Consider the following 18157-nt stretch of genomic DNA (forward strand, 5'->3'; position numbering starts at 1 on the left):
GGGAACATTGGGCCGGATGCAATCTTAGCGAGGTCCAACATCCATTGTTCACCAGAGCATAAGTGCATTTGGATCAACCAGGCGCTGCGATACTTCGATATACTACCGATTGGGCTTTCGAATTTCGTTGAAGGCTCGCCCTACGATCGGCTGATGGCAAAGGGGGAAGTAGACAGTATCCGATCTGGACCTGTTGTTTCGATCATTGTTGCTACGTTCAACGCTGCCAGCACGATAGGTACTGCCCTAAGGTCACTCTTGGCCCAAACTTACAAGAATATTCAGATAATTGTTGTCGACGATTGTAGTACAGACCAAGGGGAAACCATTAGTGCCGTGGAAAAGTACATTGACGACAGCGGCACTATTGACCTTATCCGTCTGAATACGAACGGCGGTGCATATGTTGCGAGGAATTCCGGTCTTGACATTGCGGAAGGAAAATATGTCACTCTACATGATGCAGATGATTGGTCACATCCTCAAAAGATTGAGCGACAAGTCGCATATATGGAGGCGAACCCGGATTGTATGGCCTGCACCTCAGAGCAGGCGAGGACAACCAATGAATTGGACTTCGCCAAGGTAAGAAGTCACCTCATCACATACAACACCTCCTCGTTGATGTTTAGAAGGACTCCGGTAGCCAAGCAGCTTGGCTACTGGGACACAGTTCGCCTCGGGGCCGATAGCGAGTTTATTGGAAGAATTCAGAAGGTTTTTGGCGAGAGGTCATTCAGGAAACTGAGAACAGGACCATTGTCCTTCCAAAGAATCAGCGACTCTTCGGTCACCACAAGTAATACAACGGGTTTAAGCGGTGTTTATTACGGTGTACGCCGAGAATATCATGACGCGCAGAAATTTCACATATCAAAAGCTCCTAGCCTTCGCTACGAGAATTGGACTGAAGGTGCATTCCTAGCTCCCCGTATGATGCGATCGAAACGGGGTAATCGAGATCAGGAGCCGGGGCACTATCCATTAGTTATCTTTGGCGATTTTCGTGAGCCGAGTGGTTCCATACGGAACTTTCTCGACGAGCTTCCGGTTCTTATCGATAAGTATGGTCGCATCGGACTGGTAGAAGCGCAGATTTATGACGCTCCATTGCCGTCAGCAATGGGTATTTGCCCCGAGGTCCGGAGTCGACTGGTTGACGGAGTAGTGGAAGTCGTCGTTTACGGAGAAACGGTCACATGCGACGTTACTCTTCGCTTGCAGGAAGACGCCGGCGTTGGTCAAAAGTTTCTACCTGACGTTCGGGTAAAATATTGAATTCCGCGTGACAAGACGGATGGTCGGCGTTGCATTTTCCCTGGAGGATGTTTCGGGGCGCTGTACGCTCAAAAGTGACCACACAAAGTTCACCATCTGCTCATCTCAGATAGAGGCAGACCAGGCTTAGTCTCTTATCCTGCAACTCAGAGCATAGAGGGATTCTAAATATGCCGACTCATCAATTGCCGGTCGTCGAGTTTGGCGGAGACATTTTGATCCATCTGGGTCCTCACAAAACAGGTTCAACATCCATTCAGAAGTTCTTGGCTGCAAATACGGCCTGCCTCAGAGAGTCTGAAGTTCTTTATCTGGAAGGAGGGCGAAGAGATATCTCGCGACGTGGGAGGAGTATCGAGTGGGGGCCGCTAAAGCACTATCACCATCCACTGATCAAGGACATGATTGCCGGGAACCGCGTGAAGATGAGGCTTCATGCCGAGCAAATGCAAAATGAGATAGAAGCGCATCGACCTCGGATGTTGATAGTATCCTCTGAAGTATTAGCGCGACCGTCGGTCACCGGCTCGTTCGTGTACGAACATCTGCGTGGCATCTTTAGGCATGCTAATAGATCATGGATTCTATATCTTCGCCGCCAGGATGACCTTGTGGTCTCCCTCTTTACAGAAGGCTTGAAGAAGGGAAAATACCCGTGGCCTGTTCGGATTTTGAGTACTGCCGATGCTAGGCATCTCGACCATAGGACGCGGCTGGAAAAGATCGCCTTGTCGACAAGCGGTGACAGGGTGATCGTGAAGTCTTATGAGCGTGAGAAAGAAGATTTGATCAGATCATTCTTGAGTGAGATCGGAGGTGCGAATATGAATTGTTTGAAATATTTGGCCGAGAGTAATCAGTCAGCGTCCGCTCGAGCTATTAATCTTCAGCGACTCGCCAACATGTTTCCATCGGCTGCCAAGAAACTACGCCAAAGAGCTCTCGAGGTCGATGCATATCTAAATGATCTTGGAGTTGGTAGTCGTGGCGCTCAGACTTTGCTTGGTCCTAGGGATAGAGAGAGGATTCAGAATGAATATCGCGATAGCAATCTATTTGTAGAGCGAGAGTACTTCGGGGGCGAGGACTCGGGATTGATCGTTAAGAAGTAGTCACGAAGGAAGCGCGGATGATCCCCGCCGACAGGAAGTTCGACTGACCTGACGTAGTCGAAGTTCTAACTGGCCTTGTCGTACCAGCAGACCGTTGGAGTTAGCTCGGTCCGAGAAAAATCGCCAAACTTGTCGCCGTCCCCGAACGGATCGGGGCCCGGGCGCGAGGTACGTCTACATCAAGCTTAGCTCAACTTGTGAGAACGGCCAATGCGAGAATGTCACGCCCGCTTACGCAAGGAGCTGCTTGACGGGTATCTCTTCTACTCGCTCCCTTGGTGCCCAGATCGTAATCGAGCGGCATTGGCGCCAATACAGTGGCGTTCGACCACAACGCCTTGGGCTATAGGCCTTGGCGCGTCGTAGCCGTCGACCAACGGCCAGCGATGCATCAATCAATTGGGAAGCTCATCACCAAAGTATGTCTGTCAGCTCTTTCGCATCAGTATTCTGCTAGCAGACCGAAGGGGTGCAGTGATCTTCCAAGAAGTGCTCGACAGTATTTGTTTCTTTTCGTTCTCAAGAACTTTGCATCGACGTTCCGCTTTTCTCAGGGCTTGCTCTGCAGAAGTAGTCCCCCTCCACGTCGTCATTGGACTATTCTCAAGTCCTTCATCGAAGGGCCGTTCAGTAGAACCCTCCCGGAGTCTTTCGATCTTTCGTTCGAACGATGTTCTCTTCCGATCCCAGTTAGTGGGATGAATAACATCAAAGCTTGATGCCGGGCGAGTATTATTGGCACCCCGACGAAAGAGAAGAAGATTCTGGCGATACCAATAGCGTACTCTTGAGTCGTCCCAGATTTCGTCGCGTAGGAAATCGTCAGCTCCAAAGCCAAGATTGTTAAACTTCGTCACCCAGTAGGACTGCCACTGTTCGTTAACGTGGTTTTCACCACCTTGGCCAGGGACCGCAGCGCTAAAGAGAATCGTGTCCGACAGCAACGAAAGCTCATACGCAAATGAGGTCGCTCGTCTTTCAGGAAGATGCTCCGCAACTTCAACGCATGTCGCTAATGAGAATTTTCTTTCTTTGACCAAATCCGAAAGTAGCTCCTCTTCGGAAGAAAGATCATGGGGGATGAAGCAGTCCGAGGGGACCCGTAGCTGCGAGCGATCTACGTACTCGCCATCAATACCAATTGTTTCCTTTACGCCTTCCTGCCGCCATGCGCTTAGCCAAGCTCCAGTGCCGCAACCAACATCGCAGACACTGTCTACAGTCATGCGCTTCTTTAGTAGCGGGACAATAATTCTCGCAGACTTGAGTGAGGGTTCTGATTGCCTGTCGAAGAATTTATTGTCATATGGTGTCGTCATTCTCAGTTCTCCGAACATTAAAGAGCATTGGCTGCTGGAGGTTGTCCTAGTTGAGCCGAAGAGGGCTAACAATTTCGATTGGCAATGAGCCAGCGAACTCTGCTCTCCCAAACCTCCGCGAGAGTTTCTAGGTCAAACTTCCTAGCGTCTTCAAAGCGAGATTGAGCTTCGCTGTTGGTCTGGGTGGCAAGTAGCTCATCAACTGCTGAGGGCATCTCTGCAACGTATTTTCGGGTGAAAGAGAAATCTTCTTCCATATCGTGATACAACAGCCACCTCCCGTGCGAGTAGACGTCAAAGCTTGACCTGCCAAAATCTAATCTGTCGGATATCCTGACCATGCCATGGACCCGTGGGACCCAGTGCTGGAGTTGAACACGACCGATGGCCGAAACGTTGTCTTGAACTACAGGCGGGTTGACGTCGGGAAATGTCAGAATCTCGGCGTCCCTTATGTTTCGGATTGTTCTTTTTATGTCATCCAGTCTGGAGATCATGAACTTGTGGTTGGAATCGTAGTACCATAGTATTCTGCGCTTCTGTGGAAGTGGTATATACGAGGTCGGAAGCGTGAATCTTGGTGCTGGTCGGTACATTGTCACAGACTCTATTCCGGCGCGGCGCAGATCGTTTTCAGCACTTCGAGTGTTGCACCAGATTTCTAGCGGTTTGTTTGTCCTTAATCTTTCCTGGGAGGCGGGAGATCGTATCAATTGATTCACGACGCTTTGAAGCGCGTAAACAATAGAATTGCTTAGGATATGGTTTGGGACGTCTATCGTGTTGTGGAGGAGGGCCAAGTCATATTGATCTGACCAATGAGATTCCATCTCGGATGGAGTGACAGTTTTTATACTTGTATACTTTCTTAGTGATTGTTTTAGCGTATTCAGTCCCATTACCGATCCCTTTGTAGTTGTAGCAAGGATCGATGGTTTCCAGTCTGAGTTTCTCTTCGTAGAGCCTTCGCCGCCAGTTTCGGCAGGGAGCTTTTTCTTGTCTTCAGAGCGATATGTCAAATGAAGCCCTTGGGTTGGTGGGGATGGATCGGGGGCTTTTCTAGAACTACGGGTTATGGAAGTACAGAAAATCAAGCGTTGTGGGCGAGCCAAGTCGTAGGTGTCGGGGTTGGGCGACGACTTTTAGAGGCGCTTTGATGTGCCGCCGTCCGCTGTCTGGGAGGCAGCATCTTAGGTGTGGTGCGCTTTTCGAGATTTACACAGACCTCCGCTTGCCTGTCTGCTCTACCCGTTTTGTCTGCAATTTCTTGGGGCGATGCCCCATCGATGGTGGTCCGGGCCGGGCCAGAGGCTCAGGACCAAGGGGGCGCTGCCCGCTCTCTCGAACCAATGAAGTTCTGGCAGGTGCTTTGCAGTACAGGGAAGCCGCGGAAAGACACCTTCACCGATGGCGAGGGGCTTCCCTCCGAGATCAGGCGTAGTAGCCGCGGATCCGTGTTGTGCTAACTGCAGGGCTGGCCGGGTCTTCGTCTATTGCGAGGGGGCCGCTCTGCGCATTCTGGATCTTTCAGTGGGCGAGGTGACACGGTATCTGCCCGGAATAAGGCAGATCTCGGGAGACCGCCAAGCGGCGATACTCCCCTAGCCAGGTCGGGAACGGCGCGGAGACGAGGGTGACGGCGGCACTTCCGGACGAGGACAGCATCAAGGTTGCGGTAGTCGGGCTGGGCTATGTGGGCCTGCCCCTAGCGGTGGCCTTCGCGGAGCATTTCCCGACCATCGGCTACGATCTTTCCGTCCTGCGGGTCCGCGAGATCACCGCCGGCCGGGACAGCACCGGTCAGGTGGAGCCCGATGAGTTGCGTGCCGCCGGGCTGCGGGTGACGAATGCGGCAGCAGACCTGCGCCAAGCCAATACCTACATTGTCTCTGTGCCGACCCCAATCGACCGCTACCGACAGCCCGACCTTGGGCCACTGCTGGCTGCGACCGAGACGTTGGGGGGGCTGCTCTCGCCCGGTGATCTGGTGATCTACGAATCCACCGTCTATCCCGGCGCCACCGAGGAGGACTGCGTTCCGCTGCTAGAAAGCCTCTCGGGCCTGGTTCTCAACACCGATTTCTTCGTCGGCTACAGTCCCGAACGGATTAATCCCGGAGATATCGAACATCCGCTCAAGAGTATCGTGAAGGTGACGTCGGGCTCCTGTTCGAAGGCCGCCGCTCGGGTTGATGCGCTTTATTCCCGCGTCATCGATGCCGGCACCTTTCCTGCGGCGAGCATCCGCGTCGCCGAAGCCGCGAAGATCATCGAGAACACGCAGCGCGACGTCAACATCGCTTTGATAAACGAACTCTCGATTGTCTTCTCCCATATGGGGCTCGACACTCACGAGATCCTCGACGCCGCAGCAACGAAGTGGAACTTCCAGCGACTCTCGCCGGGGCTGGTGGGCGGCCACTGCATCGGGGTGGATCCCTACTATCTCCTGCACAAGTCCGCCTCAAAAGGATACATCCCCGACATCGTCCGCACCAGCCGCGAGATCAACGACGGCATGGCGAAGAACGCGGTCTCGCGCCTCATCGCCGCGATGATCAACAAGGGGCAGGTGGTGCGTGGCGCCCGGGTGCTGGTGCTCGGCGTGACCTTCAAGGAGAACTGCCGAGACATCCGCAACACCAAAGTCACGGAGATGGTGGCGGCCATGAAAGGTTTCGGCCTCGAGGTGGAGATCCACGATCCCTTGGCAGACCCGGCAGAGGTGGCCCGGGATCTGGGGATCAAGATGCTCGAGGAATTCCCGCAGGAGGCGGGAGGCTACGGGGCGGTGGTGCTCGCCGTACCGCATCGGGAGATCGTCGAGGGCGGTGCGCCGCAGCTCGTCGACCTGCTCTCGGATGGCGGGGTATTCTTCGACATGAAAGCCGTCTTCGGCCGCGACGAGAGCGACATCCGGCTGTGAGGCGCAAGGCGATCCCCCGCGCCTCTGGAGCCGCCAGCAGGGAAGATACCATGCCCCCGCCGATCCAGGATAGGGAAAGCTTCCACTACGACGAATACCGCGAGATCCTTGCCCTCTACGCTGGACGGCTGGTCGACTTCGCAGACGCCCCTGGGCGGCTGGACTTCGTCCTCCTGCGCCACGACGTGGAATTCAGCCTCGACCGCGCGCTCGCCTTGGCCCGAGTGGAAGCCGAGGCAGGCGTCACCTCGAGCTTCTTTGTCCAGGTCACCAGCGATGCCTACAATCCCGCCGGTCCGCAGGGCCGTGAGGCCCTAGAGGAGATCCGCTCCCTCGGCCACCGGATCGGGCTGCATTTCCACCGGCATGGTTTGGAGGCGCTCGGCCCGGCACACGAGCGGGAGTTCGACCTGCAAGTTGCGATTCTCGAGGGGATCCTGGATCGAGCGATCGATCGCTTCAGCTTCCACCGCCCCGCCCCCTGGCAGCTCGCTCTGCGCGAGGACAGCTACCGCGGCCGGATCAATGCCTATGGCCCCTCCTTTTTCGACGTCTCGCCGCCACCCCGGGCGATCCGCTACTGCAGCGACAGTCGGCGGCGGTGGGCGCATGGCCATCCCTTCGACGTGACCGAAGAGGCCCGCGTCCAGATCCTCACCCATCCCTGTGAATGGTCCGATGAGCTGCGGGGAACCGAAGGGAATTTCGCCGCGGTCTCCGAACTGGCGACCCGCCGTCTGGAGAAGACCTTCTCCCTAGAATGCACCCACTATCCCTTCGAGGCCGAGTGATGTCCCACAGAAATCTCGTCGTCTTCGGCAACAAAACGACCACCGAAGAACTCATCCGATATCTCGACCGCCACGGCGCGCGGCCCGACTTCCTCGTTACCCTCTCCGGCGAGGTTGCCCGGGTCGCGGCGATCTCGGGGCGCAGCGAGGGTCTCGAGCAGCTTTGCGAGCGGCTCGGGATTGGGTTTTACGCCTGCAAGAGCTATTCCCTGAAGGATGCGGGCGACCGGGAGTTCTTCGAGAGCTTCGAAGGTGGCCTTGGGCTCTGCACTGGCTGGCAGAGACTGTTGCCGCAGGCAGTGCTCGACCGCTTCGCGGGCGGTGTCTTCGGCTGGCACGGGAGCTGCTTCCGCTTTCCGCACGGGCGCGGGCGCTCACCGCTGAACTGGTCGATCCGGCTGGGCGGCTCCGAGGTCTGGCACAACTGCTTCCGCTACGAGGCGGGGGTCGATACAGGGCCGGTCTTCGAGACCCGGCGCCTGGAGATCGGCCCCGAGACCTCCATCGACGTGCTCCAGTACTTGGCCCTCGACCACATCAAGAGCTCCGCCCTCGCCTTGGCTGCGGCCTGGCGAGAAGGGCGACTCGAAGAGTATCTCGTCCCGCAGCCCCCAGGCCCCTCGGTGGAACTGCCCAAGATCACCCCTGAGGACGGAGGCCTCGCCTTCGCGACACAGCGGTTGGAGGAGTTGCACGCCTTGGTCCGCTCCTGTGCCCGTCCTTTCCCGGGAGCCTTCGCCTGCATCGGCGGTCGCCCTGTTCTCCGGATCTGGCGCGCCGAACGCCTGGCGTCGGGGCAGATCGCCGCACATCCCGGCGCTGAGCCTGGCCGGATCGTCGATGCGGGCTCTGGGCGGCTGCTGATCGCTGCCGCCGAGGGCTGGATGCTGGCGACCGACTACGAGGAACTCATTCCGCCGCCAGGGACGGGCTGGGCTGGCGATAAACTCGACTAGCCTGCGGCCTCCACGGCTTCCTTGAAGACCCGGGCCGCCTCCGAGAGCTGCCCGGCCCCCTTCGGGTCCTGCGGGACCTCGTATTCAGGGAAACGGATGGCCAACTGCTCTGTCCCGTAGCGCTGGCAGGCGATCCGCTGCACCTCGCGCAGGTAGCCGAGACGATCCTCGGTCCGCGCAGCCATATGGCGCATGGCCTCGGCGACGCTAGCGTGGGGCAGGTAGATCGGCAGCTCCCCGAAGGTGGAGCGGAATTGGGACGGCAGCAACACCGGCACGCCTGCGATCATCGCCTCTACGATGGTGCGTCCGAAGCCCTCGACGTAGTTGCCGTCGGGAAAGTAGACAAAAGCGTCGAGGCCCGCGAGAAAGTCCTTCGGATCGATGCTGCCAAAGGGCGCGATCTCCCAGTTGCCGGGCCGGCTCCCGAGCTTGTTGATCACGGCATCCGCCCCCCCTAGGGCGGCGAGGCGGAACTCTTCCGTCGGCGGATAGGCCTCTTCCAGCCGTTTGAGCGACTCCGGCCATTTTTCTACGGCGTCTCGCCCATGGCGTCCGAGGAGATAGGGCGGGGACATATCAGGCTTGGGCTCGGCCCAGTACGCCTCGGCATCGAAGGTCGGCGACCAGTCCCTCTCGGATAAGGCGATCCTGAAATTTACCTGCCGCAGAGACTCCGAGATCTCGCCGCGCAGGGCGGGACTGATGGGACAGAGAGTGACCGTCTCGGCATTCAGCAGGGCGGCGCGCTCTAGGAGCTTTCCTCGCTCGTAGACAAGATTGCCGTTCGCCCGGAAGGCGGAGTTGTTGATCACCACATGGGCGTGTCGCGCCGAGAGCCTGTCGAGCAGATCGGGAGGCGTCTGGCAAAAGGGGGAAGGATTCCGCAGGATCAGGTGGTCGAAGTGCATTTCATCATAGGCCCACCAGTCCTCCATCAGGTCGGCGTGCGGCTCGTAGCGTTCAGCGACCGGTCGCTTGCCGCGGTCGTAGGAATTGGGGCAGTGGATCAGGGCCAGGGATATGCCCCGCTCGCGGAAGAAACGGACCTCGTCGAGGGTCGAAGAAGCGTTGCCGCCGGGGAAGCGCATGTTAGTCACGATACCCACCTGGCGGCGCAGCACGCGCGGTTCCGGGCCCTCGCCCCCGAGTGTCTCCCGGATCGCGGGGGGGTCGACCTCGGCCTCGGGCGGCACCGGGAAGGGCCGCGCCAGGGCGTCGCGCGGAAAACCGATGCGCCCGGTTCGCAGGGTGCGGTCCGCGTGCCAGTGCTGCATGGCGTCGCGGTAGGCCCGGCGCGGCTTACTCATTCCGGTATGCGGGGAATGGCCGAAGACCACGTCGTTGGTGAGCGAGCCCTCGTGATCGAGCTGCAGGATTGTCGGCTCGAGCACCCGCGGCACCGGCCCGTCGCTGATCTTCTCCAGCCGCCGCACCAGCTCTGAATCGCCTCCGAAGCGAACTGAATCCCAGGCGCCGAGCTTTTCGTGCATCACCGGAGCACGAACCATGAAAGTGATGAAGGAGGCCAGCGTGATCCCGTCCTCGGTATTGCGCCCCAGCGGCATGATCCGTGAGGGCTTCCCCGAGGCGGCGAGTCGAATGCCTCCGCTGAAAACAGCCTCACGACCCTCCATGGCGGCAACCTGACGCTCAATCCGCTTGGGGTGTGACCAGTCGTCCGCGTCCTGACCGGTGATGAAAGCGCCACTGGCATGTTTCAGTGCCCGGTTCTTGGAGACATAGGGGCCGACGTTGACGGAGTTGCGCAGCAGACGCAGGCGCGGATCCTCCTGTGCAAGGCGCTGCAGCACCTCGTAAGTTTCATCGGTGCTCGCATCGTCCACCACCAGCAGCTCGAGCTCGCGCCAGGTTTGATCGAGAATCGAGCGCGCCGATCGCTCGATCCAGTTTGCGCTGTTAAAAGCCGGCAGAATGACGCTCACCAGCGGGCCTTCCCGAATACCGAGAGCGGGGGGAGCCGTGATCCGCTCGAAGAGCGTCCCTCCTGTTCCAGGCGTGAGGGCGAGCTCTGAGAGCCCGAAGCGCGACAGGTAGCTGTTGAGGATTTCGAGCCAGCGCTCTTCCGCACCGCGCTCCGCGGTTTCGGCGAGATCAAGTGCCAGGGTGCTATGCGCGAGCGCTCCCGGAAGCTGGTCGCGGGCGAAGGCGCGGGCTTGCTCATAGCCCCGAACTTCGCTCAGCCGGGTGGCAGCCAAGAGCACCAGGTTAGGATCGTGAAAGACCCTCAGACCTTCTTGCCCGTAACGCTCCTGCGCATCGCAGACCGGATTGCGCTGGCCGCATTCGGGGTGGGTCAGCCGGTAGGCTACGGGGTCGAAGTCGGGCCCCGGCCAACGATCAAGAAGCCCGCCGACCAACAGGTAGTGCTCCGACGGCGACAGAGAGGATCTTCTGACGTCTGGGTAACGGTACGAATACCATTCGGCATCGAAGAAGGGGGAGGAGCGGACGAGATCCCGATCTGTCATGACGTGTGGATCACCGGCCCCTGAGGGCGCGGACCACCGCGCGCAAAGGTGCGGTCACCCGCCAGGAGGTGCTAGAGCGGAATGCAGTTATCTCGGCCCGCGCGTTTTCAAGCTCGACGGAAAGGCCGGCGGCGGCGTCAAGTTCTGCTGAAAGTTCCCGAATCCGCTCGGCCAAAAGTGCCAACTCGCGCTGCTGCCGCTCAGTCTCTCGCCGAAGCTCGTCTTGGTCCAAGATCTGACCCATGCCGTCTTTTACCTCATGTCCCTTTCGCTCGGCCTACAACACCTACAATCCCGCTCGACCAGCAACGAGATCCCAACCGGATTCGTAATACCAGTTTACGACCTATACCATCCGAAGGTCTGAAGCTCGAGAGAGCGCTTCGCGCAGTGGTCTGCAACTCGAATAAATCACTCTTCGCCACTCAGCCCAATAATCAAACTATCAACGACATTTTTCTCTTCTGGGGTTTCCGCTAAAATATCGGAACGCAAACTACTAGGCAATTTTCCCGCAAGTATCGAAGGCAACCATGCGAGATATCCCTCACGAATAGCAAAATAGGCCAACCGCAATCGCATAGACGATTTCGTCATGCTGACGAGACCCTGGGAGAGACGAGGGAGACGTTTCTGGAGCTCCGCAAGAAATTCAAATTTTAGGTCAGAGAGATCAGTTTTTTCGTCAATTTTGGCGTAGTTGCGCTGGGATCGACTTACAAACTGAGGCAGTACGATCTCCAGAATGTGTTGCTGGCGCCTGAGATCCAGTCCGTGAATACCATAACTTGTGTAGTGCTCATAAGTCAGCTGTTCAATTCTCAACGCTGAAGAGAACTGTTCTTCGTCAAACTGCCTTGATTCGCAATTTTCAAGGCGCCGGTACTCTCCCAATACAGCCGATGTCATTGCAATTCTCTCGGCTAGCGGGAACGCACAGAGATCAAAAGCAGAATCCTGCAGGTAGAGGTCGGGTTCAAACCTCAACCCATATTCATTCAAGAATTTTCGTCGGTAGATATTAGAACGAGTAGAAGCAGTTGAAAGACTTTCAGGCATTCCTGCGAAGTTTATCGCTGAAATGTCTCGGGCTGAAGAAGTATATTGAGCGAGTACTTGGCCGCTACTTGCGGCAATGCCGGTCCCAATGTCAGCTCCGTCTTCGCGCATAGCACATATTACCGTGTCAAGGCCGTCACGAGCATACAGGTCGCCCGCGCCCCAAAAATGGACAAACTCACCGCTTGCTGCATCAAGGCCGGTGTTGCGTGCTGCGGAGAGCCCACTGTTGCGGTCGTGTCGTATTAGCTTCCATGAATTCCGCGCGCAGATTGTGCCTGCGATTGTCGCCGATCCGTCAGTCAAACAATCGTCGACCACGACCACCTCCTTCGAAGATTTTGGATAGGAGCAGGCGGCGATTGATTCCAGCGTTTCAGCGATCGAGGCTTCCTTGTTGATGAGCGGCACGATAATGCTGACTTTCGGTGGCGCTTCACCAGAAGGACGAGTTGCAGATGCAGTTCGTGCGACGGGCCAAGGGCTTGCTCCTAGTGAAGCCCGCTGAACCGCCCGAAGTTGCCGCCATTTGCCGTTCTCACCGAACCTGCGAAGCAGTCGCTCCTTGGGCGTCACACGGTCATCCGCGGCCTCCCTGATGAGAGCTTCCCACTGAGAAAAGATTCGATCCGGATCATAGATGGCGCTCTCTTGTAAAGCAGTAGCTCCCCAGCGATTTCGCGCGGTATCGTCGGTAGCCGCGCGTCGCATTGCTTCTGCCAAAGCCTGAATTTCGTCTGTGCCACAATCAACTAGTAGACCGTTATGATCGTCAATGATCATCGCGTTTGTGCCTGCACAGCAAGCGAAGCCGATCGAAGGAAGGCCATGACGAGAAGCCTCCGCTACACAATTGGGTAATCCTTCCTCCTTTGAGGAAATAACATGGACATGTGAGCGGCCATATTCGCGGCCGATCAAAGGAGTTGGATCATGTATCTTTACCCTGCCTGCGAGATTCTTTCTGTCGATAAATTCTTCTAGCTCGGGCCGGATTGTGTTAGCGCGAGGGGCGGCAGAGAAAATATGAAAATCCCAGTCGGGAAGATCATCCGCAATGAGAGAGAATGCGCGGACGGCGGCTATTAAATTTTTTACCTTCTTCAACCCTCCAATATTAAGAAAAATCTTTCTGGTAGCTTGCGATCTTAGTGAAATATCTACTGGATCGGCGGGGGGGAAGGCATTGGGAAATGCAACGGAGTCAGCCTGTAGGGTCGAGGGAACGCTCTTGCGATACTGAGGAAGGGTAAACCGAAGACGAGTGCAACTCGCCATCATTGCGGACCTTTCCAACTCAGCTTGGGCCTCTGTAATTCCCTTGGGTGCCGCCCAATTATTCCCTATTACTCGGCCTGGATTTGAGCCCTCGTGCAAAACTAGTGGGACATTTGTTTGGCAAAGCGCCACAATATGAGGAGCCTCGACGGAGGTCGCATAGAAGTAGACAATTACGTCCGGGCTGAAGCGTCTGGCGACTTCGACTAGCGAATCTGCTTTACCATCAAAAGGGAGGTGCTGTATTTCGTCAGCTAGGTGGTATAGAGAACTTCCTTTTTGGTTTTCACGGTAGGCTATTGATAGAATATGGCCTTTGCTGGCCAAATAGCTTGCCAAGTTTGCTGCGGTGCGCTCCATACCACCTGCGCCACTTTGCAGATTGCGAATGCAAACCATCACGCGCAGGGCGCTTGCCCCCTTTCTCGCAGGTACAGCCTTGGCGTCGTCCATCTAGTTTCGCGCCTTGTCCGAGGGATCACCTGACCTGAGGCGAAGCAGGCGCCAAGGCAGGATAAGCGTCTTCAAACCGGGGTGCCGGATCGCATCGACCAAAAGCGTTCCGGCGCGGTGCCGTACTGATCCCAAGAGCCGCTCCAACTCTGCATTAGCAGCATCTAGTTTCGCTCTAGTCTTACGCAACTCTTCGTTCATGACGATTTTCGTTTCACTATGACTACGGCGAGCCAACTTTGCTTCCGTCTCTTCATTCTTGCAGCGCATAACTTCGATCTCACCCTCGCGTGAGCGGGCTCGCGTGATGGCTGCATTCCTCTCCTTTTCTAAGCGAGAGACCTCAGCCTGCAATCTGGAAAGTTCATCGCCAAGTGCCGTCGCGCAGGCGGTTTGCTGTGAGAGTTTCGAGGCCCACTCCTTTTCCTTCTTTTCTACGGCTTCGTTTGGCTTGACTAGACTGGATTTAAGGTCATTTATAGATTTTGCCGTGATGTCGATCCAGGCCTGATATCCTGAATTTATTAAGCCAATCTCTCGAAGTTCTTCTAGGACGGAATCGCGATTGAACTGTGTGCCTTCCATGTTTTCAATGAGAGCTTCCATCCTGCACGCAAGCGGATTCGTTATTTTTTGGGCCATCAGCGAAGAGCGGTTATATTTTTTCTCCACCAGGTTTTCGCACTGCTTGTCGTCTATTGGTGAGGGTTTGTGTTTTTCGCCAACATAAGTCCATAGGGCGCCGATTTGCGTAGATGGGGATTCTAAGAGTTTCTCATAGTGCAAGACATAGCAGTTTGCTGCACTATCGCGCAGAGCTAGAAAGGTGCGCGAAAAATACATTTGTTCGCATAGCTCACGTGATTTTCCGCTGGCCTGCATTAAGGACTCTACTACCGCTCCTGCAGAGCGCGCACAGAAAATGTAGTTTGGCACAATGCCTTCAGCTTGGAACGCTCGACGATAGAGTGGCAATAGCATCGAAACGCGAGGGTCCTTGAAGCCCCAGACATTGTGTGATGCCAAGGTCCGCTCCTTGAGATGCGCTCGCAACTCGCGCATTTCGGATCCAATTTCGGCGTCAGCAACATCACTTCTCGGCGCCACGCCTGAAACGGGTGCAAGCTTTGCCAATAGACGCTTGTTGATTTCCACAAGTTGAGCATCCTCGAAATATCCTTCTGGGTTCATTTCGTTCGGACGATGCAGTGTGGTCTCCATAGCTATACCTAGCCGGGAGAGTATCTTCGCGCAGAGTGATGTCCCGCTGCGTCCACTTCCTAAAATGACGACTACTCGTTTTGTGGTTTTGTCTTCAGCCTTTTGTTTTCCGTTCGGTTCGGGTGACGCAACTGACGTTTGTTCGGACATGGGAGCTTCCTCAAGAGGCGCTGCGAAGCTCGTTCGCAGGTAGCGGTTATCATGGGCGCGACCCTGCATTTCAAGAGCTTGGTCCGTCATTGTCTTGGCGGTGAACGGGGACTAGCATCTCGCGCCAGAACCGACCGAGAACGATTTCTCTGTCGGCCTTGCAGGAGCAGGTCAAAGGATTTCCGCTTGCCGTACCAGAGTTACCGCTTTGAGCGCATGGGTTCGCCCTTCCGTTCCGCGCACATTGCTGCTTGTGCAGGTTTTGAGGTTCCGCCAGTGCCTACCTCGCAACGTGCTCCCTGGCTTCGCACGCGCTTCGGCTTCGTGGGGTCGGCCGAAGGTTTCGACTTGCTGCGTTTCGAGGCGCCGACGCTTGCACTGACTCCGCGCATCGCGCCGGCCGTGCTGGCTGCCGGCCAGATCGATTTATTGGTTCTCGAATGTGCCCAAGATGACCTGACAGGAGAATGGGGGCTGTCCTTCCTAGACTGGGCCGGCTCTCAAGCTGACGGACATGATCTAATGCGGAGGGCGGAGGAGGCTGGCATCCCACGTATCGCCCTGCTGCGTGGCGATAGTTGTCAGGTCGATCTTTTTGCGCCCCTAGCGGCTGCAGCAGATTATGCAGTCGTGACCTCGTCTGCAGCGCGCAAGGCGTTGGCACGGCAGGGCATCGCGGCCGATCTGGTAGAGGCCGCCATGCAGCCTGCTCTTCATCATGGCTTCGTTCCGCAACAGCATGACGAAGCTTGGGAGGTGCCGCCGGTGCTTTCGCTCGATCTCGTACAGGCCATTGACGATCCGGACGTCGCCGCCCTGCTAGATAGCCTCACTCCTTTCGGTCTAGGCCTCTGCTCAGCCGACCGGGTCGTGCGCCAACACCGAGTGGAAACGTTGCCTCAGACACTGGTCGGGTCCTCTCTCGGTACGGTGACGCCCGATCATTTGCGCCATCTGTTCGGAGAGGCCAACCTGCTGGTTCAGGTCGCCAGATCGGACCGCGCACCAGGGCGCGATGTGCAGCATGCGCTACATGCCGCTGCCAGTCGCTGTGCGGTGGTGATCTTGGGTGAAATACCGGATGACGACCCGCGCAGTGGCTTTGCCCAAGTTTTTTCTGAGCTCCGCGAGCTCCGCCTGTTCGTCAGTCGTATTTCTATGGATCCGATCTTTGCAGAGATGCATCTCCAAGCTGCTTGGCGCCGGGTTCACCGTGACCATGCCGCTGCCGAAATGACTCAGCAGTTGGCGGCTTACGCGGCTTCGGCTTCGGCTTCGAGTACCGTCGGAAAGGCACGTCCGCGCGCCACCGTGGTCACACCAACCTTCCGGCCTGACCGTTTGCAGGAAGTGCTGGAGAGCTTTCGCGCACAGACCTGGCCGGACAGGGAACTGATCGTCGTAGCCAATACCGACGACCCCGCTCGGTGGGACAGTGCATTGCTTCGTCCGGAAGCGGGCGAGCAGATCGTCTTTCTGCCGCGATGCTTCGGACCGGGTACCGCGCTCAACATCGGCGGCGCGCGTGGCAGCGGAGACTATGTACTGCGCATGGATGACGACGATCACTACGGGCCACATTACGTCGAGGACATGATGCTAGGCGCCGCTGCGCTGAACCCGGACATGATGGGCAAGAATGCCTGTTTCTATAATTATGTCGATGAGGGTCGCCTCGTCTATCTACCGACTTTGTTGGAAATGCCCCGGATTTTTACCAGCGATCAAATCAGCGGTGGGGGGCGTCTGGCTGGCTTCTCCCATACCGTGCGTCGCTCGTTGCTGCGCCGGTTAGGAGGTTTCCCCGATGGGCAGCATGGCGGCGTTGATGTTGCTTTCCTCGACAAGCTTATAGACGAACGTGAGCTACTTTGCGCCAGCGCCGATGCTCTCAACGCGGTAGTCGAGCGACGCTCTGACGTCCGTAGTCATACATGGCAAACCGCACGCAGCAGCGACAATGTTCACTTCAAGGAAGTGCAGGTGTCGCTCCAGGTTCTGCTGGAGGGCATAGAGGGTCCACCGTTGCAGGTCACGCCAGTTCCAGGTGAAACACCCCGGAACTGATTTTGACTTTGGATAGGGAAGAGGGTTTTCCCCGATCGGCTTCTAATCCCGCCGATAATGCAGGAACCAGTCGAGCGTTTCCGCAAGACCTTCGGAAAGATCCTTCTGCGGTCGCCAGCCAAGCTCCTGCGCGGCCTTCGAGGCATCGGCGAAGTTGCGCTGTACATCGGCAGCGGCCCGTTCGCCCTGACGCCGCTTGATCGCAGGAAGACCAGCCGCCTCGAACTTCTCCTGAAGTAGTGCCAGCAGTTGGTTGACGCTAGTCTCGCAGCCGGTGGCCACTTGGTAGAGTTCTCCCGACAGGCCCGACGTGGTGGCGGCCAGTCGGATGGCACGGGTCAGATCGTCGATGTGGATGAAATCGCGCGTTTGCGTGCCATCGCCGTTTACCGTGATCGGCTCCCCCGCCATCGCTTGGCGAATGAACGTCGCTACCACCGAGCCCTTTCGCCAAGAGCGGGGCCCGTAGATGTTAGAAAACCGGAGAGCCACCGTCGGCACGCCGAAGGCTACTGCATAGGCGCAGCAATACGCTTCCCCCGCCAGTTTGCTTGCTCCGTAGGGCGAGGCCGGGCGAGGGGCGATCGTCTCGGTGATCGGCGGCTCAGTGAGCCCGGCCGGGGCGCCGGAAGAAGCGAATACGAAACGCTTGACTCCTGCTGCCCGCGCACCTTCAAGCATGTTGAGCGTGCCGCCGATGTTCATCTCGCTGTCGAGGCGCGGATTTTCGACCGAGGGGCCGACGCCAGTATTGGCCGCCAGGTGCACGACGATGTCCGCGCCGGCAGTGGCCCGCTCGACCGTTTCCATGTCGCGGATGTCGCCTTCGATCACTCCGAGCGTGCGGTTCGCATCCCATACGGGCGCGTCCGGAGCGAGGCGTTCGGCCTGCGCGAGGGGGGGGGCACTGGCGAACTCATCGTAGGCGCTGGCCGAGAAGTTATCGAGGACGACCACCCGATCATCGGGCCGCTCGGACAGAATGCTCGCTATTAGGTTCGATCCAACGAATCCGGCGCCGCCCGTCACCAGCCATTTCATGGCGTGTCTCCTGC

Annotated in this window: 12 protein-coding genes; 6 read left to right on the forward strand and 6 right to left on the reverse strand. The window is 57.3% G+C overall.

The window, feature by feature from the left end; genetic code table 11:
* Together F3S47_RS18605 and F3S47_RS18610 are read left to right on the forward strand one after the other, a co-directional pair.
* Positions 1 to 1278 (forward strand): glycosyltransferase family 2 protein (locus tag F3S47_RS18605; RefSeq protein WP_223877883.1); only part of this gene is annotated, 1278 nt, incomplete at its 5' end.
* Between the two features lie 170 nt (positions 1279 to 1448).
* Complete coding sequence (locus F3S47_RS18610) at positions 1449 to 2390, forward strand: hypothetical protein (protein ID WP_150446824.1); 942 nt, start codon at positions 1449 to 1451, stop codon at positions 2388 to 2390.
* 428 nt (positions 2391 to 2818) lie between these two features.
* Here the strand turns inward: F3S47_RS18610 and F3S47_RS18615 are convergent, their stop codons facing one another.
* Both F3S47_RS18615 and F3S47_RS18620 read right to left on the reverse strand, forming a co-directional pair.
* The gene (locus tag F3S47_RS18615) at positions 2819 to 3709 is read right to left on the reverse strand and encodes a class I SAM-dependent methyltransferase (RefSeq protein WP_191090245.1); all 891 of its coding nucleotides are present in this window, start codon (positions 3707 to 3709) and stop codon (positions 2819 to 2821) included.
* Positions 3710 to 3774: 65 nt separating this feature from the next.
* Positions 3775 to 4608: a hypothetical protein gene (locus tag F3S47_RS18620; RefSeq protein ID WP_150446826.1), complete on the reverse strand. Its 834-nt coding sequence runs from the start codon at positions 4606 to 4608 to the stop codon at positions 3775 to 3777.
* A 734-nt stretch (positions 4609 to 5342) separates the two neighbouring features.
* Between F3S47_RS18620 and F3S47_RS18625 the strand changes: the two genes are divergently transcribed.
* The 3 genes from F3S47_RS18625 to F3S47_RS18635 are packed head-to-tail and all read left to right on the forward strand — an operon-like array spanning position 5343 to position 8382.
* Complete coding sequence (locus F3S47_RS18625) at positions 5343 to 6635, forward strand: nucleotide sugar dehydrogenase (RefSeq protein WP_150446827.1); 1293 nt, start codon at positions 5343 to 5345, stop codon at positions 6633 to 6635.
* Between the two features lie 50 nt (positions 6636 to 6685).
* On the forward strand, positions 6686 to 7426 hold the full coding sequence (locus F3S47_RS18630) for a polysaccharide deacetylase family protein (protein WP_150446828.1): 741 nt from the start codon (positions 6686 to 6688) through the stop codon (positions 7424 to 7426).
* Positions 7426 to 8382 carry a formyltransferase family protein gene (locus tag F3S47_RS18635; protein WP_191090246.1) on the forward strand — a complete coding sequence of 319 codons (957 nt, stop codon included), beginning with the start codon at positions 7426 to 7428 and terminating at the stop codon, positions 8380 to 8382. Before F3S47_RS18630 ends, F3S47_RS18635 begins: the two co-directional genes overlap by 1 nt.
* On the opposite strand, the gene F3S47_RS18640 is transcribed toward F3S47_RS18635, so the two are convergent.
* The 3 genes from F3S47_RS18640 to F3S47_RS18650 form a co-directional block, all read right to left on the reverse strand.
* The gene (locus tag F3S47_RS18640; protein ID WP_150446830.1) at positions 8379 to 10874 is read right to left on the reverse strand and encodes a glycosyltransferase; all 2496 of its coding nucleotides are present in this window, start codon (positions 10872 to 10874) and stop codon (positions 8379 to 8381) included. The two genes, F3S47_RS18635 and F3S47_RS18640, sit on opposite strands and share 4 nt — an antisense overlap.
* Before the next feature lie 411 nt (positions 10875 to 11285).
* On the reverse strand, positions 11286 to 13664 hold the full coding sequence (locus F3S47_RS18645; protein WP_150446831.1) for a glycosyltransferase: 2379 nt from the start codon (positions 13662 to 13664) through the stop codon (positions 11286 to 11288).
* On the reverse strand, positions 13665 to 15035 hold the full coding sequence (locus F3S47_RS18650; RefSeq protein WP_150446832.1) for a hypothetical protein: 1371 nt from the start codon (positions 15033 to 15035) through the stop codon (positions 13665 to 13667).
* A gap of 186 nt (positions 15036 to 15221) precedes the next feature.
* Between F3S47_RS18650 and F3S47_RS18655 the strand changes: the two genes are divergently transcribed.
* Complete coding sequence (locus F3S47_RS18655; RefSeq protein WP_191090247.1) at positions 15222 to 17102, forward strand: glycosyltransferase family 2 protein; 1881 nt, start codon at positions 15222 to 15224, stop codon at positions 17100 to 17102.
* A gap of 42 nt (positions 17103 to 17144) precedes the next feature.
* Here the strand turns inward: F3S47_RS18655 and F3S47_RS18660 are convergent, their stop codons facing one another.
* Positions 17145 to 18143, reverse strand: a complete 999-nt coding sequence (locus tag F3S47_RS18660; RefSeq protein WP_150446834.1) for an NAD-dependent epimerase/dehydratase family protein — start codon at positions 18141 to 18143, stop codon at positions 17145 to 17147.
* Positions 18144 to 18157 lie beyond the last annotated feature (14 nt).

The organism is Histidinibacterium aquaticum (assembly GCF_008710275.1).
Lineage (GTDB): Bacteria > Pseudomonadota > Alphaproteobacteria > Rhodobacterales > Rhodobacteraceae > Oceanicola > Oceanicola aquaticus.